The organism is Actinophytocola sp. KF-1, assembly GCF_054661535.1.
In genome coordinates this window covers 113,401-135,816 of record NZ_BAAFVK010000010.1, presented here as the reverse complement: position 1 = coordinate 135,816, position 22,416 = coordinate 113,401, and the positions used below count along the sequence as shown (strand labels likewise).

The window sequence follows — 22,416 nt, the reverse complement described above, 5'->3', positions numbered from 1 at the left end:
TCCTGCCAGCAATCGCCGCCATCCGGGCGGGAATTCGGCGCGCCGGCTCACATCCAGCTGTTCATCAGGCTGTTGGCGGCCATCTCCAGGTAGCTCCACAGCTGGCGCCGGTGCTCCTCGGACAGGCCCGCCTCGTCGACGGCCGTGCGCATGCACCGCAGCCAGGCGTCCCGCTCGATCGGGCCGATCGAGAACGGTGCGTGACGCATCCGCAGCCGAGGGTGGCCACGGCGTTCCGAATAGGTGTGCGGGCCGCCCCAGTACTGCATGAGGAACAGCCGCAGGCGTTCCTCGGCGGGCCCCAGGTCCTCCTCGGGGTACAGCGGGCGCAGCACCTCGTCCTTGGCGACCTCCTCGTAGAACCGCGCGACGATGCCGTGGAAGACCGGTTCGCCGCCGACGGCTTCGTAGAAGCTCGCCACTTCCTCAGGTGTCGGTGTTGCCACGTTTCCATCCTGCCATCAGCGTTCAGGCCTCCGTGGCGGGGAAGGGGCGGGGCAGGGGCCCGGGGATGCCCGCGTCCTCGAACGCGCCCATGATGCGGGCCCGCAGCGCCCGCTGGACCGACCACTGGCGGCCGGGCCGGACCTTCACGGTCATCCGCAGCAGGATGCCCTCGGTCGCCGACACCCGTTCCACACCGAGCACCTCGGGCGGCTCGATCACGTCCTCGGACACCGGCTCGTGCTCGACCGCGTCGCGCGCCACCCGGTCGAGGATGTCGGTGGCCTGCCCCACGTCGGCGCCGTACCCGATCGGCACGTCGACGACCGCGACCGCGAACCCCTGGCTGGAGTTGCCGACGCGGAGGATCTCGCCGTTGCGCACGTACCAGACCGTGCCGTTCATGTCCCGCATGGTGGTGATCCGCAGGCCGACGGCCTCGACGGTGCCGGAGGCCTCGCCCACGTCGACGACGTCGCCGACGCCGTACTGGTCCTCGAGCATCATGAAGACCCCGGACAGGAAGTCCTTGACGACGTTCTGCGCACCGAACCCGACCGCGACGCCGAGGATGCCCGCGGAGGCCAGCACGGGCGCGAGGTTCACCCCCAGCTCGGCCAGGATCATCATGAACGCGATCCCGAACACGATCACCGACGTGATCGACTTGAAGACGGAGCCGATCGTCTTGGCCCGCTGGGCCCGCCGCTCGGACAGCAGCGTGCCAAGGGCCTGCGGCGCGCGTTCCTTGAGCGGCCGCAGCAACGTCGGCACCTTGCCGCCGGTCGCACGCGTCAGCCGGTCGATCAACCTGCGCGCGAGGGAGCGAATGATCATCGCGACGATCAGGATCAGGATGATCGTGAGCGGCTTGGCGATGAGCCAGTTCGCGGACTGCGCGAGCCACTGGCTACCCGTCAGCTGACCCACGGTCTCGCACCAGTTGTCGCCGGGATCGCACTTGGGCGCCTCGAATGACAACTCCAAATCGGTCACGGGCCCGACGATAACGGCGCGGCAACGACGCGTGTGAAGCGGCTGGTGTGACAGAAATCGCGCGCATCGCGCGATCACCGGCACCGCAAGGAAAACACCGGCGGGAGACGACACCCACACCCGGCACAACGACCGGCCGGCGGCCGCATCCGAGCCAGGCACCGCGACCGCCGAGCAGCCTCACGCGAAGCCCATCGCACCACCGCGGAAACCGCGCGAACCGCGCGAATCGCCCCCAACGCAGGCCCCACCCGATCCCGGGGGCCACCCGCCTTGCCAGTCTACCAGTGGTCACCGTCAGGACCGGTGAAGTCGATCTTGCCTGTGGACAACTCGGTGGAAGCGGTCCCGGGCCTCAAGGTCGATTCGGTCACCGATCAAGCACAGTGGCCGGACACGTTGCACAACACACGTGCGTTCAGGGGGTGATCTGTGGTCTGCTATGGCTGCCAGATCCGGTGGAGGTGGTCGCGTGCCCGACCGACATCCGACTCCGATCGGCGCCGCCCGTGGGCCGGCGTCGCGGACGCCCCTGCGTTCGCAAGCCGAACCGTCGGATGCCGGCGCGCCTGAGCCGCCGCCCAGCGGCGCGTTGCCCTGGGGCAAGCGCCGCGTGCTGTTGCTGAACACCACCTTCGAGCCGTTGACCGCCCTCCCGCTGCGCCGCGCGGTGGTGCTAGTGGTCTGCGGCAAGGCCGAGGTGGTGCACGGCGACCCGGCCGGGATCGTGCTGCACTCGGCGAGCGACAGCGTCGTGGTCCCCTCCGTGATCCGCCTCTCCAGCTACGTCCGCGTGCCCTACCGGGCGCGGGTGCCGCTGACGAGAGCCGGGCTCATGCACAGGGACCGACATCGTTGCGCCTACTGCGGTGGCCGGGCGGAGACCATCGACCACGTGATCCCGCGCAGTCGCGGCGGCGAGCACACGTGGCAGAACTGCGTCGCGTGTTGCGTGAGGTGCAACCACCGCAAGGCCGACAAGCTGCTCTCGGAGCTCGGCTGGCGGTTGCGGGTGGTGCCGAGAGCGCCGCGCGGAACGCACTGGCGCCTGCTCGCCGGTGTCGTGGACACCGACCCCCAGTGGCTGCCTTACCTGGGAGAGCCGGCCGCCTAGACCGGCCCTCCCGCGCGAACTAGGACGCCGTCACCCGGGTGCCGAGCGTGACCCGCGTGCCCCTCGTGACGCGGGTGCCGGCGGTGACGCGCGTGCCCCTGGTGACCTGCGTGCCGCGCGTGACCCTCGTGCCTGCCGTGACGCGCGTTCCCCGCGTGACCCTCGTGCCTCGGGTGACCCTGGTGCCTGCCGTGACCCTGGTGCCGCGGGTGACGCGGCTGCCCATGGCGGCGCACTCGTCCGAATGGGTGATGATCGTCGGGGTGGTGGTCTGCATGACGGGGACTCCTCGGCGATACGGGCACGGAGAGTGCCGGGGAAGGGACCGCAAGGGCCGTACAGGTGAAAGCTATGAGCTGGAACTGTAATCGACAAGACGTAAAGCGTGACGATGCGATGTCAGTCCGTGAGATGGGGCCGTTCGCAGTCGGTGCTTCATCCCGCTGTACGAACGCAAACGCGCGCGCACGGCCCAGCGCGGCTACCGGCCCGCAGTAGTTGATCACTCGATGTGATCTCGGCCGGTCGTCCGGCTGCCGAGTGTCGCGGTCCGCGCGGTGCTGGGTAGGGTGTCGCGCGTGAGCGTCGTGCAGACACTTCTGATCTACGCGGTGATCCCGCTGGCCATCTACGGCCTGGTGGCATTGCTGACGTTGCGGGACAAGTTCGCCAAGGCGCCGCGGTACCGCCCGGGGCAGCCCTGGGAGTACCCGGCGGTCTGGTGGACCGCCAACCCGGCGGGTGCCGACGCGTCCGCCGTACCGACCGGTGGCGGCAAGCCGCGCCCCACGGCCAAGGGAGGCGCTCGTGGCAGCTGGTGAGGTCGTTCTCCACGGCAAGCCCGGTGACGTCGTCGCCGAGGACGTCGAGCACGGGTACGGCGCGGTCGTGACCGCGAGCGGCCGCGTGTCGGTCGCCAAGGAGTACACGCCGGCCAAGGCCGAGCTGCCGTTCAGCTCGGTGCAGCTCGCGCGGCTCGACGAGGCCCTGACGCTCTCCGCCCGCACCACGGGGCTCGCGTTCAGCGTCTACCTCGGCGAGCTGGGTGACGACACCCGTGCGACCGCCGAGCAGCTGCACGCCGAGTCCGGCGACAACGCGCCCGCCGCGGTGCTCATCGCCGTGTCGCCCGGCCAGCGCAAGGTCGAGGTCGTGACCGGCGCGGAGTCCAGCCGCCGCCTGCCCGACCGCGCCTGCAACCTGGCGGTCATGAGCATGGTCGCGTCCTTCAAGGAGGGCGACCTGATCGGCGGCCTGGTGAGCGGCCTGCGCATGCTCACCGACCAGGCAGGCACGAAGCACTAGCAGACCCCCCGGACGCCGCGCCCTCCCCAGGAAGGCGCGGCGTTCTGGCGCGTGCCCCCCAACACCGCGAGTCGCGCTCTCGTGCACACCGAGTTGTACGTTTCGTGCAGAAGTCATGTGCACGAAACTGACAACTCGGTATGCGTGAGAGCGCGACTCGCGGTGTTGGGGGACGGGGACTCGCCGGGTTACTCGGTGTCGAAGGCTCGGGCGGCCAGGGCGCGGACCACGCCCGCGCGACCTTCCGAGACCAGGCGGCGCAGGGCGGGCGGGTGGGACTCGTCGGCCAGCCACTCGTCGGACGCCGCCACGGTGTCCTGCGAGACCGCCCACGACGGGAACAGGCCCAGCGCCACCGGCTGCGCCCGCTCACTGGACCGCCGGGCCCACACGTCCGCCACGTCCGCGAAGTACCGCGACACGTACGGCGCCAGCAGCTCCTTCTGCGTCGGGTGCGAGAAGCCCGCGATGATCGCCTCGTTGATGGCGTTCGGCAGCTCGTCGTCGTGCACGGCCCGCCGCCACGCCTCCGCCTTCACCTCGGCCGACGGCCGCAGCGCACGCGTCCGCTCCGCCTGCCGCTGCCCGGTCGCCGTCGGGTCGGCCGCCAGCATCGCCGCGACCTCGGCGTCCTCCGCCGCGTCGTGTGCCACCAGCGCCTGCAGCAGCCGCCACTTCAGGTCCGTGTCCACCACGAGCCCCGCCAGCGGCGCGGACCCGTCCAGCCACCCGCGCAGCACGGCCAGCTGGTCGTCCTCGAGCCGCGCCCCGGTCAGCGCGTTCACGAACGCCAGTTGCTGGTCCGACGCCGTCGCCGGGTCGGCGGCCAGCTCGAACAGCCGGTCGGTGAACGTCCGCCAGCCGGTCGGCGCCCACGCCGGGTCGGCGTACGAGTTGATCGCGGTCTGCGCCTGCAGCAGCAGCCGCTGCACCACACCGACCTCGGTCTCCGCGGGCAGCCCGTGGCACACCAGCGTCACGAAGTCACGTGCCTTCAGCTCGGCCTCGCGGGTCATCTCCCACGCCGCCGACCAGCACAGCGTGCGCGGCAGCGGCTCGGTGATGTCGCCGATCCGGTCGACCAGCGTCGCGAGCGAGTCCGGGTCGAGGCGCATCGTGCAGTACGACAGGTCGTCGTCGTTGACCAGCACGAGCTTGCCGCGCGCGACACCCACCAGCTCCGGCACCTCGGTGCGCTCGCCGGTGACGTCCAGCTCGACGCGGTGCGTGCGGACGAGCTTGCCGTCCTGGTCGTCGTACACGCCGACGGCCACCCGGTGCGTGCGCAGCTCACCGGCACCCGGCTTGGCGCCGCCCTGGGTGATCGCGAACGACGTGAACTCACCGGAAGGAGACACCTCGAACGACGGGCGCAGCGAGTTCAGGCCGGTCGTCTCCAGCCACTGCGCGCTCCACCACGACAGGTCGCGGCCCGACGCCTCCTCCAGCGCCGCCAGCAGGTCCGCGAGCGTCGCGTTGCCCCACGCGTGCTTGGCGAAGTACACCCGCAGCCCGGACAGGAACTGCTCCTGCCCGACGTACGCGACGAGCTGCTTGAGCACCGAGGCGCCCTTGGCGTAGGTGATGCCGTCGAAGTTGACCTCGACCGCCTGCAGGTCCGGGATGTCCGCGGCGACCGGGTGCGTCGAGGGCAGCTGGTCCTGCCGGTACGCCCACGACTTCTCGATGTTCGCGAACGACGTCCACGCGTGCACGTACTCGGTGGCGTCCGCCTGCGCGAGCACGGACGCGAACGTCGCGAACGACTCGTTCAGCCACAGGTCGTTCCACCAGCGCATGGTGACGAGGTCGCCGAACCACATGTGCGCCATCTCGTGCAGCACGGTCTCGCAGCGCCGCTCGTAGGCGTACCGGGTGACCCTGCTCCGGAACACGTAGTCCTCGAGGAAGGTCACGCAGCCCGCGTTCTCCATGGCGCCCGCGTTGAACTCCGGCACGAAGCACTGGTCGTACTTGCCGAACGGGTAGGGCACGCCGAAGTTGCGGTGGTAGAAGTCGAAACCCTGCTTGGTCTCGGTGAAGAGCCGTTCGGCGTCCATGTGCTCGGCGAGCGAGGCGCGGCAGTAGATGCCGAGCGGGATCGTGCCCGACTCGTCGGTGTACTCGTCGCGCCACTCCGCGTACGGCCCGGCCACGAGCGCGGTCACGTACGTCGACATCCGCTTCGTGGTCTCGAAGACGTGCCGGACGGCGCCGCCCTCGGTCTCCTCGCTGGACTCGACGGGCGCGTTCGAGATCACCTTCCAGTCCGCGGGGGCGATGACGGTGAACCGGAACGTCGCCTTGAGGTCGGGCTGGTCGAAGCAGGTGAACATGCGCTTGGCGTCGGCCGTCTCGAACTGCGTGTACAGGTACACGCCGCCGTCGACCGGGTCGACGAAGCGGTGCAGGCCCTCACCGGTGTTCATGTACCGGCAGGTCGCCGCGACCGTCAGCTCGTTCTCCTCGGCGAGCGACGGCAGTGCGATGCCCTTGTCCTCGCGGTAGCCGGAGACGTCGACGGCCGTGCCGTTCAGCGTCGCGTCCTCGACGGACGCGGCGACCAGGTCGATCCAGGAGTCCGCGCCCGCCTCCTTGCTCGCGAAGCGCACGGTGGTGGTGGACCGGAACGTGGCGTCGCCCGGCTTGCCGCCACCGTCCGTGAGGTCCAGTTCGACGTCGTAGGACCGCACGTCGAGCAGCGCCGCGCGCTGTTGTGCTTCGTCACGGGTCAGGTTGGGCGGAGCCACTGGTCACCTCAGGTCGTTGTTCGGTACTGACAATCCTGTTCATCGGCATCCAATCACCCGGCGGTACGGTTTGGCCCGCCGGACGTGAAGAACGGGAAGAACTCTTCGCCTTTGCCGGTTGTTCCTGTCATGACTTCCACCGGCAAGACGAAGATCGACTTCTACTTCGACCCGTTGTGCCCGTTTGCCTGGATCACCTCCAGGTGGATCCTCGAAGTGGAGAAGCACCGCGACGTCGACCTCCGGTTCCGCGTGATGAGCCTGTCCGTGCTCAACGAGGGCCGCGACCTCCCCGAGGACTACCGCAGGATGCTGGACAACGGTTGGGGGCCGGTGCGCGTCGCGATCGCCGCCGCGCAGCAGCACGGCGAGGAGGTCCTCCGCGACCTGTACACCGCGATGGGTACCCGGATCCACAACCAGGGCAACAAGGATCTGGACGTCGTCATCAAGGAGGCGCTCGCCGAGGTCGGCCTGCCCGCGGAGCTCGCGGCCGCGGCGCACACGAGCGACCACGACGAGGCGCTGCGCAAGAGCCACCACGAGGGCATGGACCCGGTCGGCGAGGACGTCGGCACCCCCACGATCCACGTGAACGGCGTCGCGTTCTTCGGCCCGGTGATGAACTCCATACCGCGCGGCGAGGACGCGCTCAAGGTGTTCGACGGCACAGTCGCGCTGGCGAGTTTCCCCAACTTCTTCGAGCTCAAGCGCACCAGGACCGGCGATCTGTCCTTCGACTGACCCCACCCGGATGTGACAGGCTGGGGGTCGACTCCCGTTTACGCGTCACATCACGGAGGACCGATGGCCGCCCCTACCGTCAGCACCGCTCATTTCGTCAACGGCTCGTTCACCGAGAGCAGCGCCGGTGGCGAGCGGATCGACGTCATCAACCCGGCGACGGAAGAGGTCATCGCGTCGGTGCCGGCGGGCACCCAGAGCGACGCCGACGCGGCGGTGCGCGCTGCCGCGTCGGCGTTCGAGGCCTGGGCGGCGACCCCGCTGGCCGAGCGGGTCGCCGCCGTCAGCCGCATCAACGACGGGCTGCGCGCCCGCGCGGCCGAGCTGGCCGCCACGATCACGGCCGAGGTCGGCACGCCGATCACGTTCGCCCAGAAGGTGCAGGTCACCAACCCCGTCGGCATCACGGCCGGCGTGCTGGAGGAGGTCGAGGCCGGTGCGCTCGACCCGGTGACGTTCGGCAACTCGACGGTCGTGCGTGACCCGATCGGTGTCGTCGGCGCGATCACCCCGTGGAACTTCCCGCTGCAGCAGATGGTCGCGAAGGTGACGCCCGCCCTGGTCGCGGGCAACACCGTGGTGCTCAAGCCCAGCGAGGTCGCGCCGCTGACCGCGGGCCTGCTGGCCGCGATCATCGAGGAGGCCGGGCTCCCCGCCGGTGTGTTCAACATGGTCCACGGCACGGGCCCGGTCGTCGGCGAGGCGCTGGCCGCGCACCCGCTGGTCGACATGATCTCGTTCACCGGCTCCACCCGGGCGGGCCGCCGGGTCGCGGCCGTGGGCGCCGAGACGATCAAGAAGATCGCGCTGGAGCTGGGCGGCAAGTCCGCGTCGGTGGTGCTCGACGACGCCGACCTGGCGCGCGCGGTCAAGATCACCGTCGCGAACGCCTACATGAACAACGGCCAGGCGTGCAGTGCGCTCACTCGCCTGCTGGTGCCCGCGGACCGGCACGACGAGGCCGTCGAGGTGGCCGCCGCGGCCGCCGCGAAGTACGTGCCCGGCGACCCGGCGGTGGAGACGACCCGCATCGGCCCGTCGGTGTCGGCGGCCCAGCGCGACCGGGTGGTCGGCTACATCCGCAAGGGCATCGAGGAGGGCGCGACGCTGGCGGCAGGCGGCCCCGAGCCGGTCGAGGGCCGCGGCTACTTCGTGCGCCCCACGGTCTTCGGGAACGTCAAGCCGGACATGACGATCGCGCAGGAGGAGATCTTCGGCCCGGTCCTGTCGGTGCTCCCGTACACCGGCGACGACGACGCCGTGCGCATCGCGAACGGCACCCAGTACGGCCTGGCGGCCGGGGTGTTCGGCGGCGACGCCGACCGCGCTCGTGCCGTCGCGGGCCGCCTGCGGGCGGGCCAGGTCGACATCAACGGCGCCGCGTTCAACACGAAGGCCCCGTTCGGCGGCTTCAAGCAGTCCGGCAACGGCCGTGAGTTCGGCCGCTTCGGGCTGGAGGAGTTCACCGAGCTGAAGGCCATCCAGAGCTAACGCCTGCCGCGCGCCAGCTCGTTGCGCTGGCGCCGCACGAACTCCGCGTCGACCGGGTCCCCGTGACCGGGCACCACCACGGCGGGCCTCAGATCGAGGATCCGGTCGAGCGCGGCGGGCCAGTTCGGCACGTTCGAGTCGGGGCCGACGGACGGCGGCGCGCCCTGCTCGACCAGGTCGCCCGCGAACACCACGTCGACGTCCGGCACGTGCACGAACAGGTCGTGGTCGGTGTGCGCGGGGCCGGGGTGGATCAGCGTCACGGTCCGCCCGCCCAGGTCGAGCAGCACCTGTGAGGTGATCACCTCGGTCGGCGCGACCAGCTGCGCCGCCGCGAGCCGTTCCGCCTGCTCCGCCTTGCCCTCCGACCGGTACTTCGCCGACCACGCCCGCCGCTGCCGCTCGCCCTCGGCGAGGATCAGCGCCCGGCACCGCTCGTGGGAGATCACCGACGCGGGCAGGAACGCGGCCGTGCCGAAGAAGTGGTCGAAGTGCGCGTGCGTGATCACCACGGTCCACGGCAGCGGCGTCACGAACCGCACGGCGGCCGCCATGGACGCGCCGTGCACCTCGTCCGTGCCGGTGTCGATCACCAGGCAGTGGGTGTCACCGACGACGAGCCCGAGCGTCTGGTCCAGTTCGACGTAGCGCCGCGCGTACACCCCGTTCGCGACCTCGACCCACCGGCCGCTCATGCGGTGAACACACCGTCCTGGAGCACCGGCACGACCGTGCTGACGTCCACGTCGCCCGCCAGCTTCACGTCGTCCGGCACACCCGCGGCGACCAGCTCACGCCCGGAGATCGAATCGGCGAGCACCTCGGGGATCCGGTCGTGCACCGCCTGGTACGACAGCGCGGCGAGCGTCGCCTCCGACGACGGCGCGGCACGCCCGGTCACGGCCGCCGCGATCGCGCCGGCGCCGAGGTGGTCCTCGACCGAGGGCCGCAGGGTCTGCTGCGGCCGCCAGCGCTCACCCGCCGCGATCACGCCGACCGGCCGGTCCCCGGCGATCCCGGCCGCTGCCGCGCCCACCGCCGACGCGTTGCGCAGGCAGCCCGCGAGCACGGTGGCACCCGTCTCGGCGGCCGCCGCGGCCAGCGTCGCGCCGTTCGGCGAGGTGATCCCGAGAAACGTGTCCGGGGGCAACTGGGTCAGCGACGACGGCCGCAGCGTCCACCCGGACTTCTGCTCCCCGTCGAGTTTGTGCAGGCCGGTCGGGGTCAGCGTGGCCCCGGCCGCCTTCGCGGCCTCGGCTGCCCGCTCGTCGCGCCACGGCAGCGGAAGCACGCGCGCGCCCCGCCCCAGCGCCACGTCGACCGTGGTCGTGAACACCAGCACGTCGATGATGACCAGCACCGCGCAGTGGGGACCGAGCGCGCGAACACCGTCCAGGCCCCACTCGACGCGAAGGTCGTAGCCGTCCTGTTCGAAGACCGTCACCGGGCACATGCTTCCAGAACTGGCAGAATGCCGGGCGTGCGTGTCTACCTGGGTTCCGACCACGCCGGCTTCGAGCTGAAGGCGCATCTCGTCAAGCACCTGTCCGACGCCGGTCACGACGTCGTCGACGTCGGCCCGGCCGTCTACGACGCGGCCGACGACTACCCGCCCTACTGCGTCGAGGCCGCGCGCCGCGCGGTCGCCGACGAGGGCAGCCTCGGCGTGGTGATCGGCGGTTCCGGCAACGGCGAGCAGATCGCCGCCAACAAGGTGCCCGGCTGCCGTGCCGTGCTGGCGTACAACACCGAGACCGCCGAGCTGGGCCGCCTGCACAACAACGCGCACGTCGTCGCCGTCGGCGGCCGCATGCACAGCGTCGAGGAGGCCACGGCGATCGTCGAGAAGTTCCTCGCGACCCCGTTCTCCGGCGACGAGCGGCACGCCAGGCGCATCGCCATGCTGACCGACTACGAGCGCACCGGCACCCCGCCGCCGCTGCCCGCCTGAGCCGTGCCCGAGGGACACACGCTCCACCGGCTCGCCCGCCTGCACACCAAGCGGTACGGGAAACGTCCGGTCTCTGTGACGAGCCCGCAGGGCCGGTTCCCGGCGTCCGCGGTGGACGGCAGGGTGCTGACGCGGGCGGAGGCGTACGGCAAGCACCTCTTCCACGTGTACGGCCCGGACGCGATCGTGCACGTCCACCTCGGCCTGTACGGGACGTTCACCGAGCAGCCCCTGCCGACCACGCTGCCGGTGGGGCAGGTGCGGATGCGCATGGTGGGCGAGACGCACTGGACGGACCTGCGCGGACCGACCCGCTGCGAGGTGCTGAACGTCGCGGAACAGCGGGAGGTGCTCGCGAAGCTGGGCCCGGACCCGCTGCGCCGCAACGCCGACCCCGGCGTGGCGTACGCGCGGATCACGCGGTCGAAGCTGCCGATCGCGGCGCTGCTGATGGAGCAGAAGATCGTCGCCGGCGTCGGCAACGTGTACCGCGCGGAGCTGCTGTTCCGCCACGGCGTGAACCCGATGCTGCCGGGCCGGTCGCTGGACGACGTGCTGTGGAAGGACATGTGGGCGGACCTGGTCGACCTGATGAAGGACGGCGTCCGCAAGGGCCGCATCGACACCGTCCGCGACGAGCACCTGCCGCACGTGACGGGCCGGGCGCCGCGGGTGGACCGGCACGGTGGCGAGGTGTACGTGTACCGGCGCCACGACATGCCGTGCCTGGTGTGCGGGACCCCGGTCCGCAAGGCCGAGCTGGCGGCCCGCAACCTCTACTGGTGCCCCACCTGCCAGGCGTGAACGCCGTGAGGGGCACCTCCGCGAAGGCGCCCCTCACGGCATCGGGTCAGAAGCCGCCGAAGTCACCGCCGCCGAAGTCACCGCCGAAGTCGCCGCCGCCGAAATCGCCGCCGTAGTCCCCGCCGTAGTCGCCGCCACCGTCGCCGTAGTCGCCGCCGTCGCCGTAGTCACCGGCGTCGCCGCTCTCCATGGCGTCGGCCTGGCCCGCGTCGTAGCCCTGCTCCCAGGCCTGCGCGTCGGGGATGCCGTACATGCCGGAGAACATGGCGCTGAACAGCAGCATCGACCCGACACCCCATGCGCCTGCGACGAGCGCGGGCTTCCACCACGGCTCGCTGTACCAGCCCTGCGGCACCGGCCGCCCGGCCACGCGGCCACCCGGGTAGTAGTGCGGCGTCGCGTCGCTGGGCATCGGGGAGGCCTCGAAGTCGCGGCCCTCGACGTTGACCCTGCGGTCCTCGGTGACCTTGCCCGCCCGCTCCCGCTCGGCGTCCGCGGGCAGCTCGGGGCCGGGGTCCATGTCCATGGCCAGCCGCGCCGCACGCACGTAGTACAGGCCCTCCATGGCGGTCGCGGTGACGAGCCGGGCCTGCTCGGCCGTGGCGGCCTGTTCCATCTGCGAGCCCGCCGCGGTGTACCGCTCGGAGGCGTCGGCCAGCGCCTGCTTGGCGGCCTCGTTCGTGCCGACCAGGTTCATCACCTGGCCGCCGAGCCGCTCGACCCAGCGCCGGGCGTCGGCCTTGGCGTCCTCGAGCCGTTGCTGCTTGGCGTTGGCCTGGTTCTTCATGTAGGTCGCCGCCAGTGCCACCACGACGAGCACCAGCACCACGACGACGATCGTCCCCATCACGTGCACCTTCCGACGGGCAAAGCCTTGTGAACGGACAACGGGGACGCTACGCGCAGAGTTCCTGGGCCGCGTGGTGGCGTAATCCGCTCGTAAGGGATGCCACCCGGCAGTGGTCTGACCTATGGTGGGGAGATGGTCTTCCGCCGGGGTCCGGACGTGCCGGTCCTGGTGCGCGAGGCCACCCAGGACGACGTGACGGCCATCGGCGAGGTGCACGCCGAGGCGTGGCGGGTGGCGCACCGGGACCTCTTCGAGAGCCGCTGGCTGCGCAGGTTCACCGACGAGCGGCGCGAGATGTGGAAGTCGGTCATGGCGTCCCGCGAGTTCGTGCGCAACACCCTGCTGGTCGCCGAGCGCGGGGACCGGGTCGTGGCGTTCGCGTACTTCGGGCCGGTCGACTACGGCGTGCGCGAGGGCGAGGTCTTCGACCTGTACGCCCACCCCTCCGCGTGGGGCACCGGCGTCGCGTGGACGTTGATGGACAACGCGTGGGAGCTGATCGTCGAGGCGCGGTTGCGCCGGGTGCACCTGTGGACGATCACGGGCGCCAACCGCGCGCGGCACTTCTACGAGTCGTTCGGTTTCACCCAGACCGGCAAGACCCGCGAGACCGACTTCGGCGACGGCAGGCCGGTGCTCGAGGTGGAGTACCTACGCGCTACCCGCTAGCGCGGCGCGGATGTCGTCCGGCATCGGCTTCTTGACCAAAGTGGACGGATCGACGAACACGTGCCGGATCTCCCCGTCCGCCACGAGCCGGTCGCCGACCCGGAACTCCGGCCGGATGACCATGCTGGTGTTCCCGAGGTGCGCGACGGGCATCGCGATGTCGACCAGCTCGTCGAACCGCGCGGAACTGCGGTACCGCAACGTCGCCTCGGCCACCACGATGTCGAACCCGCGCGAGACGGTCTCCTGGTAGGGCCCGATCCGGTCGCGCCACAGCTCGGTGATCGCGGTGTCGTAGTAGAACAGGTAGTGCCCGTTGAACACGACGCCCTGCTGGTCGCATTCGTTGTAGCGAACCCGCAACCGGTGGACGAAGACCGTCACAACCCACCAGCCTGATCGCCCGCGAGCCGGTTGAGCCGGGCCGCGGTCTGCGGCGCCAACTGTCCGAACACGACACCGGCACGCATCACCGGATCGGCGACGTCCACTTCGGCCCGGTCGTGCCGCACCGCCCGCACCACCGCGGCGGCGACGTCCACAGGGGACTTGGGCCGGAACCCGGCGGGCAGGGCGACCCCGTCAGCGCTCTCGACGTCCTCGACGTGCCCGACGTTCACAAGGGACACCCCGACCCCGGACGGCGCCCAGTCCTGCCGCAACCCGAGCGCGAACCCGCGAACCCCGAACGCGGCGGCACTCCGCAACGCCGTGCCGGCCCCGGCGGTCTTCCCGGCGAACGAGGACACGAAGACGACGTGCCCGCTCCCGCGCGCGACCATCCCCTCCCCGGCCAACCGCGTGAGCGCGAGCGGCCCCCGCAACCCGTCGTCGATCACCCGGTCGATGTCGTCCAGCCCGAACCCGGCGAACGCCCCCGCCCCGGCACCGCCCGCGCAGACGACGAGCAGGTCGACCGCCCCGGCGGCGTCCACCACCCGCCGCACCTCGTCCCGAGCCCCGAGCTCGGCGACCACGGCACCCCCGCCGACCTCGTCGGCAAGCGCCTCGACCCCGTCCCCGCGCCCCCCGGCGACCGTGAGCGAACACCCCTCGTCCCGCAACCGCCGGGCAATGGCCGCCCCCAGCCCCCCAGAGGCCCCGGCCACAAGAGCCGCCTTCCCACGAATCTCCATGGCGGGATGGTAATCGCCACCCCGGACCCACCCACCCGCACAGCCCGTGTCCAACCGCACACAACAAGCACTAGGACGCCGACGCTCGGCAAGCACGAGACCACGAAGATCAGCCACAGCCCCGCGGCACGACAGGAACGCGACCAAGCAGCGCAACCACCGGGGGGTCCGGGGGGCGAAGCCCCGCCGGGTGGGGCGTGGGGGCCGCGCCCCCACAAAACATGGCGAGTGAGCCCGGCGAGCGCTCTCCGCGAGCATGAGTAGCCCCGAACGAGCGGGTGACGGGAATCGAACCCGCATGACCAGCTTGGAAGGCTGGGGCTCTGCCATTGAGCTACACCCGCATGCGCCACGAGAGGTGGCGCGGGAACAGCCTAGCGTGCCGCGTTAAGCTGTGGCCGGTGTCCCTTGGTGAGGGGCTGCCGGGATGTGGCGCAGCTTGGTAGCGCATCCGCTTTGGGAGCGGAGGGTCGCAGGTTCAAATCCTGTCATCCCGACCCTGGCGCGGCCGGCCTGCAGATGAGTCAGACCAGCAGGTCGGCCCCCGCTCGCCTCGCCTGCCCGCGAGTTCCATACACTCGCGAGAGCCCATACCGGTCAATCCAGCTACCCAGGAGATCACGTTGAAGAGCACCGTCGAGCACCTGAGCCCGACGCGGGTCCGGATCAACGTCGAGGTGCCGTTCGACGAGCTCAAGCCGAACTTCGACCGCGCGTACAAGAAGCTCGCTTCGCAGGTCCGCATCCCCGGCTTCCGTCCCGGCAAGGCGCCGGCCCGGGTCATCGAGTCCCGCATCGGCCGTGCGCCGATCCTCGACGAGGTCGTCAACGAGGCCATCCCGGCCAAGTACATGGAGGCGATCACGGAGGGCTCGGTCCGCACGCTGGGCCAGCCGAACATCGAGGTCACGAAGCTGGAGGACGGCGACCACATCGCGTTCACGGCCGAGGTGGACGTGCGCCCGGAGATCACGGTCCCGGCGTTCGGCGAGCTGTCGGTGACGGTGGACGACCTGGAGCTGACCGACGACGAGGTGAACGAGCAGCTGGACGAGCTGCGCGCCCGGTTCGGCACGCTGACGGGTGTCGAGCGCGCCGCGGAGAACGGCGACTTCGTCTCGATCGACCTGTCGGCCACGGTCGACGGCCAGGAGGTCGAGGAGGCCAAGACCAGCGGCCTGTCCTACGAGGTCGGCTCCGGCGAGATGATCGAGGGCATCGACGAGGCCATCATCGGCACGTCGGCCGGCGAGTCGGCGACGTTCACGACGAAGCTGGTGGCCGGCGAGTTCGCGGGCCAGGACGCCGAGGTCACCGTCACGGTGAACACGGTCAAGGTGCGCGAGCTGCCCGAAGCGGACGACGAGTTCGCCCAGATGGCGTCGGAGTTCGACACCATCGACGAGCTGAAGGCCGACCTGCGCGAGCGCCTGACCCGCGTCAAGAAGATGCAGCAGGGCGTCCAGGCGCGTGACAAGGTCCTCGAGGCGCTGCTCGAGGTCACCGAGGTGCCGCTGCCGGAGAAGGTCGTCGAGTCCGAGGTCGAGGTCCGCAAGCACGACGCGGTCCACGCCTTCGACCACGACGAGGCCAAGTTCGAGGAGTTCCTCACGTCGCAGGGCCAGACCCTGGAGCAGTTCAACACCGACGTGCAGGAAGAGGCCGAGAAGGCCGTCAAGACCCAGCTGATCCTGGACTCGATCGCCGACGCCGAGAACGTGAGCGTCGACGACAACGAGCTGACCGAGCGGATCATCTACCAGGCGCAGCGCTTCGGCATCAGCCCGGACGAGTACGTGCAGCGTGCGCAGCAGTCCGGCCAGCTCGGCGCCATCTTCGCGGACGTGCGCCGCGGCAAGGCGCTGGCCTCGGTCGTGCGCGTGGCCACGGTCACGGACGCGAGCGGCAACGCGGTGGACCTCGAGGAGCTGTTCGGCCCGCGGGAGGCCGCCGCGGAGGCGGCGCCGGTGGAGCAGGCCGCTGACGCGCCGGTCGAGGACGCGGAGACCAAGTGACGCTCTGAGCGAACTCGGGCGGTGTCGGGCATTCGATGCCGCCCGCCTTCGTTAATGTCGGACGTGACACCAGATCAACCTCGCAACCAGAGCGGAGAAGGCAGGCAGACGTGACGCATCCACGGCAGACGCCCGACATGCGGTCGGGCACCGCGGGACTCACCCTGAACGACTCGGTGTACGAGCGGCTGCTCCGTGAGCGCATCGTGTTCCTCGGTTCCGAGGTCGACGACGAGATCGCGAACCGGATCACGGCACAGCTGCTGCTGCTCGCCGCCGAGGACGCCGAGAAGGACATCGTCTTCTACATCAACTCGCCGGGCGGTTCCGTCTCGGCGGGTATGGCGATCTACGACACGATGATGCTCATCGAGCCGGACGTCCAGACCTGGGCCATGGGCATGGCGGCCTCCATGGGCCAGTTCCTGCTCAGCGCGGGTACGCCCGGCAAGCGCTACGCCCTGCCGCACGCGCGGATCATGATGCACCAGCCGTCGGGCGGTGTCGGCGGCACGGCCTCCGACATCGCGATCCGGGCCGAGGTGCTCAACAAGTGGAAGCGTGAGATGGCGGAGCTCACCGCCGAGCAGACCGGGCAGTCCGTCGAGCAGATCACGCAGGACGCGGACCGCGACCGGTGGTTCACGGCCGAGGAAGCTCGCCAGTACGGCTTCGTCGACCACGTGGTCACCCGCGCGAGCCAGACCCCCAACGGCAGCGGCAGCTGACGCCGGGTCACGGAACCTAGGAGAATGACACCGTGAGCAACCCTTACGCTCCGCAGTCCCGGTACGTGCTGCCGTCCTTCGTCGAGCGCACGAGCTACGGGGTCAAGGAGTCGAACCCGTACAACAAGCTGTTCGAAGAGCGGATCATCTTCGTCGGTGTGCAGATCGACGACGCGTCGGCCAACGACGTGATGGCGCAGCTGCTGTACCTGGAGTCGGTCGACCCCGACCGCGACATCACCATGTACATCAACTCGCCCGGTGGCTCGTTCACGTCGCTGATGGCGATCTACGACACCATGCAGTTCGCCCGTCCTGACGTGCAGACCTTCTGCCTCGGCCAGGCCGCCTCCGCGGCCGCGGTGCTGCTGGCGGCGGGCACCCCCGGCAAGCGCTACGCGCTGCCGAACGCCCGCGTGCTGATCCACCAGCCCGCCATGGAGGGCGTGTACGGGCAGGTCTCGGACCTGGAGATCCAGGCCAACGAGATCCAGCGCGTGCGCCGTCTCATGGAGGAGACGCTGGCCCGGCACACCAACCGGGACGCCGAGCAGATCCGCAAGGACATCGAGCGCGACAAGATTCTGACGGCCGACGAGGCCAAGGCGTACGGCATCGTCGACGACGTGCTTCCGTACCGGAAGCTGTCGGCGAACCGGCCCTGATCCGGCGTCAGGTGGCTCCGGACCGTGTTTCCGGGGCCACCTGATCGGCCGAATCCGACAACTCGGCGGTCAGGTTCTCCCATTGAGTGGGGGTTGGCAGGTACCGTCGAAGGCAACAGGCACGACCGGGCCTGGAGCGGAGTGCGCGACACTCACTCGAAGGCCCGTTACAGGCCACAGATCCAGGCTCGCTCCCCGGAGCGGGCCGGAGGGGACAGAGGTCAGCGGTCATGGCGCGTATCGGCGACGGCGGAGACCTGCTGAAGTGCTCTTTCTGCGGGAAGAGCCAAAAGCAGGTGAAGAAACTCATCGCCGGCCCCGGCGTGTACATCTGTGACGAGTGCATCGACCTCTGCAACGAGATCATCGAAGAGGAGCTGGCCGAGGCCGGCGACGTCAAGCTCGACGAGCTGCCCAAGCCCGCCGAGATCGACGAGTTCCTCGACCAGTACGTCATCGGCCAGGACGAGGCCAAGCGCACGCTGGCCGTGGCCGTCTACAACCACTACAAGCGCATCCAGGCCGGTGACCGTGCCCGGCCGGAGGGGCGTGAGGGCCGCGAGTCCCGCGAGGAGACCGTCGAGCTCACCAAGTCGAACATCCTGCTGCTCGGCCCGACGGGCTGCGGCAAGACGTACCTGGCGCAGACGCTCGCGAAGCTGCTGAACGTGCCGTTCGCCATCGCCGACGCGACCGCGCTGACCGAGGCGGGCTACGTCGGTGAGGACGTCGAGAACATCCTCCTGAAGCTGATCCAGGCCGCCGACTACGACGTGAAGCGCGCCGAGACCGGCATCATCTACATCGACGAGGTCGACAAGATCGCCCGCAAGTCCGAGAACCCGTCCATCACCAGGGACGTCTCCGGCGAGGGCGTGCAGCAGGCGCTGCTGAAGATCCTGGAGGGCACCACCGCGTCGGTGCCGCCGCAGGGTGGTCGCAAGCACCCGCACCAGGAGTTCATCCAGATCGACACCACGAACGTGCTGTTCATCGTGGCGGGCGCGTTCGCGGGCCTCGAGAAGATCATCCAGGACCGGGTCGGCAAGCGCGGCCTGGGCTTCGGCGCCGAGATCCGGTCGAAGGCGGAGATCGACACCACCGACTTCTTCGCCGACACCATGCCCGAGGACCTGATCAAGTTCGGTCTGATCCCCGAGTTCATCGGGCGTCTGCCGGTGGTGGCCTCGGTGACGAACCTCGACAAGGCGTCGCTGGTGCAGATCCTCACCACGCCCCGCAACGCGCTGTCGAAGCAGTACCAGAAGCTGTTCGAGATGGACGGCGTCGAGCTGGAGTTCACCGACGCCGCGCTCGAGGCCATCGCTGACCAGGCGATTCTCCGCGGCACCGGCGCCCGTGGCCTCCGGGCCATCATGGAGGAGGTCCTCCAGCCGGTCATGTACGACATCCCGTCGCGGTCCGACGTCGCCAAGGTGGTCATCACCGAGCAGACGGTGCGCGAGAACGTGAACCCGACGATCGTGGCGCGGCAGCCGTCGCGGCGGGAGCGTCGCGAGAAGTCCGCCTGATCCTGTTCCGCTGAGCTTGGCCGAGGGGCGTGGGTGACCACGCCCCTCGTCGCTGTTCAGGCCCCGGTGACGAACGGGTCGGCGGCCCGGCGGAACGACTCCGGCTGTTCCACCCACGGGTAGTGGCCGCAGTCGTCGATCACCACGGCCTCGCCGTTCGGGAAGAGCCTGGCCACGGCCAGGACCGGGGCGAGACCCGTGGTCGCGTCCTCGGCGCCCGCGATGACCCGGACCTTCGCGGTCACCGCCGCGAGGCGTTCCCGCAGGTCGTCCGGTGGGGTCACGCTGAGGAACGCCTGGACCGTGGACCACAGCGTCCGGCCGACCTTCGCGTGTGCCTGTTCCTTCCCGGTCCATGCCGCGTAGGTCGCCGGGGCGGTCAGCGCCTGCCACGCCTCGAAGGCGTCCTGGTCAGGGTCCTGCGGGCCGTCCCGCATCGCCGCCATCGCCCGGTCGAACACCGGGTCGCCGTCGCGGTGGGCGGTGATCTCGTCCACGTCCGACGGGGTGCCGGTCAGGTACGCCGCGGGCGGGGTGATCAGCAGCATGCTCGCCACCCGGTCCGGGTACTGGGCGGCGTACGCGATCGCGACCCGCGTGCCCGCCGAGTGGGCGACCAGGTCGAGCTGCTCGAGACCCAGGTGCGTGCGCAGGGCCTCCAGGTCGTGCGCCTGGTGCCAGTACGAGCCGGCCTCGGCCGTCGGCGCGGCGGGCGAGTCGCCCGCGCCCCGGAAGTGGACGGTGACCCGTCTGCCCGGCAGACCGGCCAGGTCGCCGAGGTAGTCGGGGTGCCTGCCCGCACCGCCCGGCAGGACGACCAGGGTCCGGCCCTCGCCGGCGTCGTCGTAGTGGAGCTTGATCCCGTCGGCGGCGAGGAAAGCAGGCACACCACACCCTAACGGTGCGAGGATGGCCGCATGCCGTACGTTCTGCTGCTCCACGGGCACATGGGCGCCGCGCCGCCGCACTGGCAGAGCTGGCTCGCCCACGAGCTCGCGGAGACCGGGTGCGTGGTCGAGGTGCCCCAGCTGTCCGAGCCGGACCGGCCCCGGCTGGACCTGTGGCTCGTCGAGCTGCGGCACCACCTGGAGGCCGCACCCGCCGACGACGAGCGGATCGTGCTCGCCCACTCGTGCGGTGCCGCGCTGTGGCTGCACCACGCCGCCCAGCTCGTCGACGCCGACCGGCACCCGCTGCGGTTCGACCGGGCCATGCTGGTGTCGCCGCCCGGGCCGCGCTGGCACCACCCCGACGTGCACGGGTTCACGCCCGCCCCGCTCGACGCGGCGGGGTTGCGGCGCGCGGCCGGGTGGACCCAGCTGGTGGTGGGCGACGACGACGAGGCGTGCTCCGTCGACGAGGCGGTCGACATGGCGTCCGAGCTGAAGATCGACCTCGACATCATCCCCGGCGGTGCCCACCTGGACGGGCACGCGGGCTACGGGCCGTGGCCCGCGGTGCGGGACTGGGTCGCCGACCGGCACACCAGGATGGTCACGAACCGGTGATGCGCTCGGTGTGCGTGTAGACGTTCATGCTGGTGCCGCGCAGGAAGCCGATCAGGGTGATGCCCTGCTCGTCCGCCAGCTCCACCGCCAGTGACGACGGCGCCGAGACCGCCGCCAGGATCGGGATGCCCGCCATCGCCGCCTTCTGCACCAGCTCGAAGCTCGCCCGGCCCGACACCATCAGCACCGAGCCGCCGACCGGCACGTGGCCGTTCAGCAGCGCCCACCCGGTCACCTTGTCGACCGCGTTGTGGCGGCCGACGTCCTCGCGCACCACGAGCAGGTCGCCGTCGGTGGTGAAGAGGCCCGCCGCGTGCAGACCGCCTGTCGACTCGAACACCCGCTGCTGCTCGCGCAGCTTGTCCGGGAAGGTCGTCAGGGTCTCCGGGGACACCCGGCACTCGTCCGCGGCGGGGGAGAACCGGGTCTTCAGCTTCACCGCGTCCAGCGCCGCCTTGCCGCACACCCCGCACGACGAGGTCGTGTAGAAGTTGCGCTCCACGCCGGTGTCCGGCGGCTCGACGCCCTGCGCCAGGGCCAGGTCCAGCACGTTGTAGGTGTTGCGGCCGGAGTCGTCGACGCCGTCGCAGTAGCGCGCGGTGCTGACGTCCGCCGCGGCGCCGATGACGCCCTCGGTCAGCAGGAAGCCGTGGGCCAGCTCCACGTCGTGGCCGGGGGTGCGCATCGTGACCGCGAGTGCCTTGCCGCCGACCCGCAGCTCCAGCGGCTCCTCGGCCGCGAGCGCGTCCTGACGCCGCCTGCTGCCGTCCTCGGACAGCCGCAGAACCGGGCGCCGAACGGTGACTCGTCCCATGCATACAGCCTACAGTTCGACTTAACAAGGAATCTTTAGAAAGGACTCTTGCTAAGGAAGTCTTGAGCAAGGTACCTTGATAAGCATGGTCGAGCAGCGGAACATCACCGATCCGAAGGCGCTCCGAGCGCTGGCCCACCCTCTGCGGTGGCAGCTCCTGGACTTCCTGACTCGCGAGGGCAGTGCGACCGCCACGCAGTGCGCCCAGGAGACCGGGGAGAGCGTCGCGAGCTGCTCGTACCACCTGAACATGCTCGCCAAGTACGAGTACGTCGTGCAGGCCGAAGGCGGGAAGGGCCGGGAGAAGCCGTGGCGGCTCGCGGTGCAGTCCACGCGGTTCACCGACGTCGGCCTGGACACGGAGGGCGCGGTCGCGGCGCAGGCGGCGTCGGGCGCCTTCCTCGACTACACGCTGAACCAGATCAAGGAACGGCACCTCTCGGTGACCGCCGAGCCCGCGGAGTGGCGGGAGGCGCTCGGGGTCGACAACACCACCGACTTCCTCACCGCCGACGAGGTCGCGGAGTTCCGGGCCGAGATCCGCAAGCTGATGGACCGCTACCGCGAACGGCGTGAGAACCCCGCGGCACGGCCCGAGGGGTCGCGGTCGGTGAACCTCTTCTTCTCCACCACGGTCGCGCCGCAGAAGGACTGACCACCCGCCGAACCAGCCGTCGTGCGACGACGGCTCTCGTCAACCTGCCCGGAAAAGGGAGATCGTCATGGATGTCTTCAGCGCTCACGCACTCGTCGAGGCGCGGCACGCCGACCTCGTCCGGGAGGCCGACGCGTCCCGGCTCGCCAGGGCCGCCCGCGAGTCGCGCGACGAGCCCAGGCCGGCGCCGAGGCCGGCGCCCCGCACGGTTCGGGCCCGCAGGCTCGGTGTTGCCCGGTAGCGTG

Annotated in this window: 26 protein-coding genes and 2 tRNA genes; 16 read left to right on the top strand and 12 right to left on the bottom strand. The window is 70.5% G+C overall.

Annotated elements, in window-relative coordinates; translation table 11 throughout:
- Positions 1 to 47: 47 nt before the first annotated feature.
- Positions 48 to 446, bottom strand: a complete 399-nt coding sequence (locus tag ACYQ77_RS28770; RefSeq protein WP_459716670.1) for a globin — start codon at positions 444 to 446, stop codon at positions 48 to 50.
- Positions 447 to 468: 22 nt separating this feature from the next.
- Positions 469 to 1,440, bottom strand: coding sequence for a mechanosensitive ion channel family protein (locus ACYQ77_RS28765; RefSeq protein ID WP_459716668.1), 972 nt, complete (start codon positions 1,438 to 1,440; stop codon positions 469 to 471).
- 472 nt (positions 1,441 to 1,912) lie between these two features.
- On the opposite strand from ACYQ77_RS28765, the gene ACYQ77_RS28760 reads away from it, so the two are divergent.
- Positions 1,913 to 2,554 (top strand): HNH endonuclease, encoded by a 642-nt coding sequence (locus tag ACYQ77_RS28760; RefSeq protein ID WP_459716667.1) that lies wholly within the window; start codon positions 1,913 to 1,915, stop codon positions 2,552 to 2,554.
- Positions 2,555 to 2,573: 19 nt separating this feature from the next.
- On the opposite strand, the gene ACYQ77_RS28755 is transcribed toward ACYQ77_RS28760, so the two are convergent.
- Complete coding sequence (locus tag ACYQ77_RS28755) at positions 2,574 to 2,831, bottom strand: hypothetical protein (RefSeq protein WP_459716666.1); 258 nt, start codon at positions 2,829 to 2,831, stop codon at positions 2,574 to 2,576.
- Positions 2,832 to 3,132: 301 nt separating this feature from the next.
- Between ACYQ77_RS28755 and ctaJ the strand changes: the two genes are divergently transcribed.
- Together ctaJ and ACYQ77_RS28745 are read left to right on the top strand one after the other, a co-directional pair.
- Entirely contained in the window at positions 3,133 to 3,375 is a 243-nt protein-coding gene (gene ctaJ, locus ACYQ77_RS28750; protein ID WP_459716664.1) for an aa3-type cytochrome oxidase subunit CtaJ, read from the top strand.
- Positions 3,362 to 3,859: a DUF5130 family protein gene (locus ACYQ77_RS28745; RefSeq protein ID WP_459716663.1), complete on the top strand. Its 498-nt coding sequence runs from the start codon at positions 3,362 to 3,364 to the stop codon at positions 3,857 to 3,859. Before ctaJ ends, ACYQ77_RS28745 begins: the two co-directional genes overlap by 14 nt.
- 188 nt (positions 3,860 to 4,047) lie before the next feature.
- Here ACYQ77_RS28745 and pepN read toward each other — a convergent pair whose 3' ends face one another.
- The gene (gene pepN, locus ACYQ77_RS28740) at positions 4,048 to 6,609 is read right to left on the bottom strand and encodes an aminopeptidase N (RefSeq protein ID WP_459716661.1); all 2,562 of its coding nucleotides are present in this window, start codon (positions 6,607 to 6,609) and stop codon (positions 4,048 to 4,050) included.
- Between the two features lie 129 nt (positions 6,610 to 6,738).
- Here pepN and ACYQ77_RS28735 point away from each other — a divergent pair, with 129 nt between their 5' ends.
- Both ACYQ77_RS28735 and ACYQ77_RS28730 read left to right on the top strand, forming a co-directional pair.
- On the top strand, positions 6,739 to 7,353 hold the full coding sequence (locus ACYQ77_RS28735; protein ID WP_459716660.1) for a DsbA family oxidoreductase: 615 nt from the start codon (positions 6,739 to 6,741) through the stop codon (positions 7,351 to 7,353).
- A gap of 63 nt (positions 7,354 to 7,416) precedes the next feature.
- Complete coding sequence (locus ACYQ77_RS28730) at positions 7,417 to 8,844, top strand: aldehyde dehydrogenase family protein (protein ID WP_459716658.1); 1,428 nt, start codon at positions 7,417 to 7,419, stop codon at positions 8,842 to 8,844.
- Here ACYQ77_RS28730 and ACYQ77_RS28725 read toward each other — a convergent pair.
- Both ACYQ77_RS28725 and ACYQ77_RS28720 read right to left on the bottom strand, forming a co-directional pair.
- On the bottom strand, positions 8,841 to 9,539 hold the full coding sequence (locus ACYQ77_RS28725) for an MBL fold metallo-hydrolase (protein ID WP_459716656.1): 699 nt from the start codon (positions 9,537 to 9,539) through the stop codon (positions 8,841 to 8,843). The genes ACYQ77_RS28730 and ACYQ77_RS28725 overlap by 4 nt on opposite strands.
- On the bottom strand, positions 9,536 to 10,297 hold the full coding sequence (locus ACYQ77_RS28720) for a 2-phosphosulfolactate phosphatase (RefSeq protein ID WP_459716655.1): 762 nt from the start codon (positions 10,295 to 10,297) through the stop codon (positions 9,536 to 9,538). The genes ACYQ77_RS28725 and ACYQ77_RS28720 overlap by 4 nt, the downstream gene beginning before the upstream one ends.
- 27 nt (positions 10,298 to 10,324) lie before the next feature.
- On the opposite strand from ACYQ77_RS28720, the gene ACYQ77_RS28715 reads away from it, so the two are divergent.
- Both ACYQ77_RS28715 and ACYQ77_RS28710 read left to right on the top strand, forming a co-directional pair.
- Positions 10,325 to 10,795 carry a ribose-5-phosphate isomerase gene (locus ACYQ77_RS28715; RefSeq protein WP_459716653.1) on the top strand — a complete coding sequence of 157 codons (471 nt, stop codon included), beginning with the start codon at positions 10,325 to 10,327 and terminating at the stop codon, positions 10,793 to 10,795.
- Between the two features lie 3 nt (positions 10,796 to 10,798).
- Entirely contained in the window at positions 10,799 to 11,599 is an 801-nt protein-coding gene (locus ACYQ77_RS28710; protein WP_459716652.1) for an Fpg/Nei family DNA glycosylase, read from the top strand.
- Between the two features lie 46 nt (positions 11,600 to 11,645).
- Here the strand turns inward: ACYQ77_RS28710 and ACYQ77_RS28705 are convergent, their stop codons facing one another.
- The gene (locus tag ACYQ77_RS28705) at positions 11,646 to 12,446 is read right to left on the bottom strand and encodes a hypothetical protein (RefSeq protein ID WP_459716650.1); all 801 of its coding nucleotides are present in this window, start codon (positions 12,444 to 12,446) and stop codon (positions 11,646 to 11,648) included.
- A gap of 135 nt (positions 12,447 to 12,581) precedes the next feature.
- Here ACYQ77_RS28705 and ACYQ77_RS28700 point away from each other — a divergent pair, with 135 nt between their 5' ends.
- On the top strand, positions 12,582 to 13,118 hold the full coding sequence (locus ACYQ77_RS28700; protein WP_459716649.1) for an N-acetyltransferase family protein: 537 nt from the start codon (positions 12,582 to 12,584) through the stop codon (positions 13,116 to 13,118).
- On the opposite strand, the gene ACYQ77_RS28695 is transcribed toward ACYQ77_RS28700, so the two are convergent.
- The 3 genes from ACYQ77_RS28695 to ACYQ77_RS28685 all read right to left on the bottom strand — a co-directional run bounded on the left by ACYQ77_RS28695 (position 13,101) and on the right by ACYQ77_RS28685 (position 14,598).
- A complete protein-coding gene (locus ACYQ77_RS28695; protein ID WP_459716647.1) occupies positions 13,101 to 13,502 on the bottom strand; it encodes an acyl-CoA thioesterase in 402 nt (133 codons plus the stop codon). The genes ACYQ77_RS28700 and ACYQ77_RS28695 overlap by 18 nt on opposite strands.
- The gene (locus ACYQ77_RS28690; RefSeq protein ID WP_459716645.1) at positions 13,499 to 14,254 is read right to left on the bottom strand and encodes an SDR family oxidoreductase; all 756 of its coding nucleotides are present in this window, start codon (positions 14,252 to 14,254) and stop codon (positions 13,499 to 13,501) included. The genes ACYQ77_RS28695 and ACYQ77_RS28690 overlap by 4 nt, the downstream gene beginning before the upstream one ends.
- A gap of 273 nt (positions 14,255 to 14,527) precedes the next feature.
- Positions 14,528 to 14,598, bottom strand: a tRNA-Gly gene (locus ACYQ77_RS28685).
- 79 nt (positions 14,599 to 14,677) lie between these two features.
- On the opposite strand from ACYQ77_RS28685, the gene ACYQ77_RS28680 reads away from it, so the two are divergent.
- From ACYQ77_RS28680 to clpX, 5 genes are all read left to right on the top strand, one after another.
- Positions 14,678 to 14,751: transfer RNA gene (locus ACYQ77_RS28680), tRNA-Pro, on the top strand.
- 126 nt (positions 14,752 to 14,877) lie between these two features.
- Positions 14,878 to 16,269, top strand: a complete 1,392-nt coding sequence (tig, locus tag ACYQ77_RS28675) for a trigger factor (protein ID WP_459716644.1) — start codon at positions 14,878 to 14,880, stop codon at positions 16,267 to 16,269.
- Between the two features lie 110 nt (positions 16,270 to 16,379).
- Positions 16,380 to 16,997: an ATP-dependent Clp protease proteolytic subunit gene (locus tag ACYQ77_RS28670; RefSeq protein ID WP_459716642.1), complete on the top strand. Its 618-nt coding sequence runs from the start codon at positions 16,380 to 16,382 to the stop codon at positions 16,995 to 16,997.
- Between the two features lie 32 nt (positions 16,998 to 17,029).
- Positions 17,030 to 17,662: an ATP-dependent Clp protease proteolytic subunit gene (locus tag ACYQ77_RS28665; RefSeq protein ID WP_459716641.1), complete on the top strand. Its 633-nt coding sequence runs from the start codon at positions 17,030 to 17,032 to the stop codon at positions 17,660 to 17,662.
- Positions 17,663 to 17,892: 230 nt separating this feature from the next.
- Positions 17,893 to 19,194: an ATP-dependent Clp protease ATP-binding subunit ClpX gene (clpX, locus tag ACYQ77_RS28660; RefSeq protein ID WP_459716639.1), complete on the top strand. Its 1,302-nt coding sequence runs from the start codon at positions 17,893 to 17,895 to the stop codon at positions 19,192 to 19,194.
- A gap of 56 nt (positions 19,195 to 19,250) precedes the next feature.
- Here the strand turns inward: clpX and ACYQ77_RS28655 are convergent, their stop codons facing one another.
- Positions 19,251 to 20,081, bottom strand: a complete 831-nt coding sequence (locus ACYQ77_RS28655) for an alpha/beta fold hydrolase (RefSeq protein WP_459716637.1) — start codon at positions 20,079 to 20,081, stop codon at positions 19,251 to 19,253.
- A gap of 30 nt (positions 20,082 to 20,111) precedes the next feature.
- Here ACYQ77_RS28655 and ACYQ77_RS28650 point away from each other — a divergent pair, with 30 nt between their 5' ends.
- Positions 20,112 to 20,702, top strand: a complete 591-nt coding sequence (locus ACYQ77_RS28650) for an RBBP9/YdeN family alpha/beta hydrolase (RefSeq protein WP_459716635.1) — start codon at positions 20,112 to 20,114, stop codon at positions 20,700 to 20,702.
- Here ACYQ77_RS28650 and fdhD read toward each other — a convergent pair.
- Entirely contained in the window at positions 20,689 to 21,516 is an 828-nt protein-coding gene (gene fdhD, locus ACYQ77_RS28645; RefSeq protein WP_459716633.1) for a formate dehydrogenase accessory sulfurtransferase FdhD, read from the bottom strand. The genes ACYQ77_RS28650 and fdhD overlap by 14 nt on opposite strands.
- Before the next feature lie 85 nt (positions 21,517 to 21,601).
- Here fdhD and ACYQ77_RS28640 point away from each other — a divergent pair, with 85 nt between their 5' ends.
- Both ACYQ77_RS28640 and ACYQ77_RS28635 read left to right on the top strand, forming a co-directional pair.
- Entirely contained in the window at positions 21,602 to 22,171 is a 570-nt protein-coding gene (locus tag ACYQ77_RS28640) for a winged helix-turn-helix domain-containing protein (protein ID WP_459716632.1), read from the top strand.
- A gap of 67 nt (positions 22,172 to 22,238) precedes the next feature.
- Complete coding sequence (locus ACYQ77_RS28635; protein ID WP_459716630.1) at positions 22,239 to 22,412, top strand: hypothetical protein; 174 nt, start codon at positions 22,239 to 22,241, stop codon at positions 22,410 to 22,412.
- The last annotated feature ends 4 nt before the right edge of the window (positions 22,413 to 22,416 follow it).

What these genes read in the sequence shown, in the direction of transcription:
- ACYQ77_RS28735 (WP_459716660.1), top strand. Translation starts at nt 6,739, where the DNA reads ATGACTTCCACCGGCAAGACGAAGATCGACTTCTACTTCGACCCGTTG.
- ACYQ77_RS28705 (WP_459716650.1), bottom strand. Translation starts at nt 12,446, where the DNA reads ATGGGGACGATCGTCGTCGTGGTGCTGGTGCTCGTCGTGGTGGCACTG.
- ACYQ77_RS28720 (WP_459716655.1), bottom strand. Translation starts at nt 10,297, where the DNA reads ATGTGCCCGGTGACGGTCTTCGAACAGGACGGCTACGACCTTCGCGTC.
- ACYQ77_RS28700 (WP_459716649.1), top strand. Translation starts at nt 12,582, where the DNA reads ATGGTCTTCCGCCGGGGTCCGGACGTGCCGGTCCTGGTGCGCGAGGCC.
- fdhD (WP_459716633.1), bottom strand. Translation starts at nt 21,516, where the DNA reads ATGGGACGAGTCACCGTTCGGCGCCCGGTTCTGCGGCTGTCCGAGGAC.
- ACYQ77_RS28730 (WP_459716658.1), top strand. Translation starts at nt 7,417, where the DNA reads ATGGCCGCCCCTACCGTCAGCACCGCTCATTTCGTCAACGGCTCGTTC.
- ACYQ77_RS28755 (WP_459716666.1), bottom strand. Translation starts at nt 2,831, where the DNA reads ATGCAGACCACCACCCCGACGATCATCACCCATTCGGACGAGTGCGCC.
- clpX (WP_459716639.1), top strand. Translation starts at nt 17,893, where the DNA reads ATGGCGCGTATCGGCGACGGCGGAGACCTGCTGAAGTGCTCTTTCTGC.
- ACYQ77_RS28635 (WP_459716630.1), top strand. Translation starts at nt 22,239, where the DNA reads ATGGATGTCTTCAGCGCTCACGCACTCGTCGAGGCGCGGCACGCCGAC.
- ACYQ77_RS28725 (WP_459716656.1), bottom strand. Translation starts at nt 9,539, where the DNA reads ATGAGCGGCCGGTGGGTCGAGGTCGCGAACGGGGTGTACGCGCGGCGC.
- ACYQ77_RS28650 (WP_459716635.1), top strand. Translation starts at nt 20,112, where the DNA reads ATGCCGTACGTTCTGCTGCTCCACGGGCACATGGGCGCCGCGCCGCCG.
- ACYQ77_RS28640 (WP_459716632.1), top strand. Translation starts at nt 21,602, where the DNA reads ATGGTCGAGCAGCGGAACATCACCGATCCGAAGGCGCTCCGAGCGCTG.
- ACYQ77_RS28690 (WP_459716645.1), bottom strand. Translation starts at nt 14,254, where the DNA reads ATGGAGATTCGTGGGAAGGCGGCTCTTGTGGCCGGGGCCTCTGGGGGG.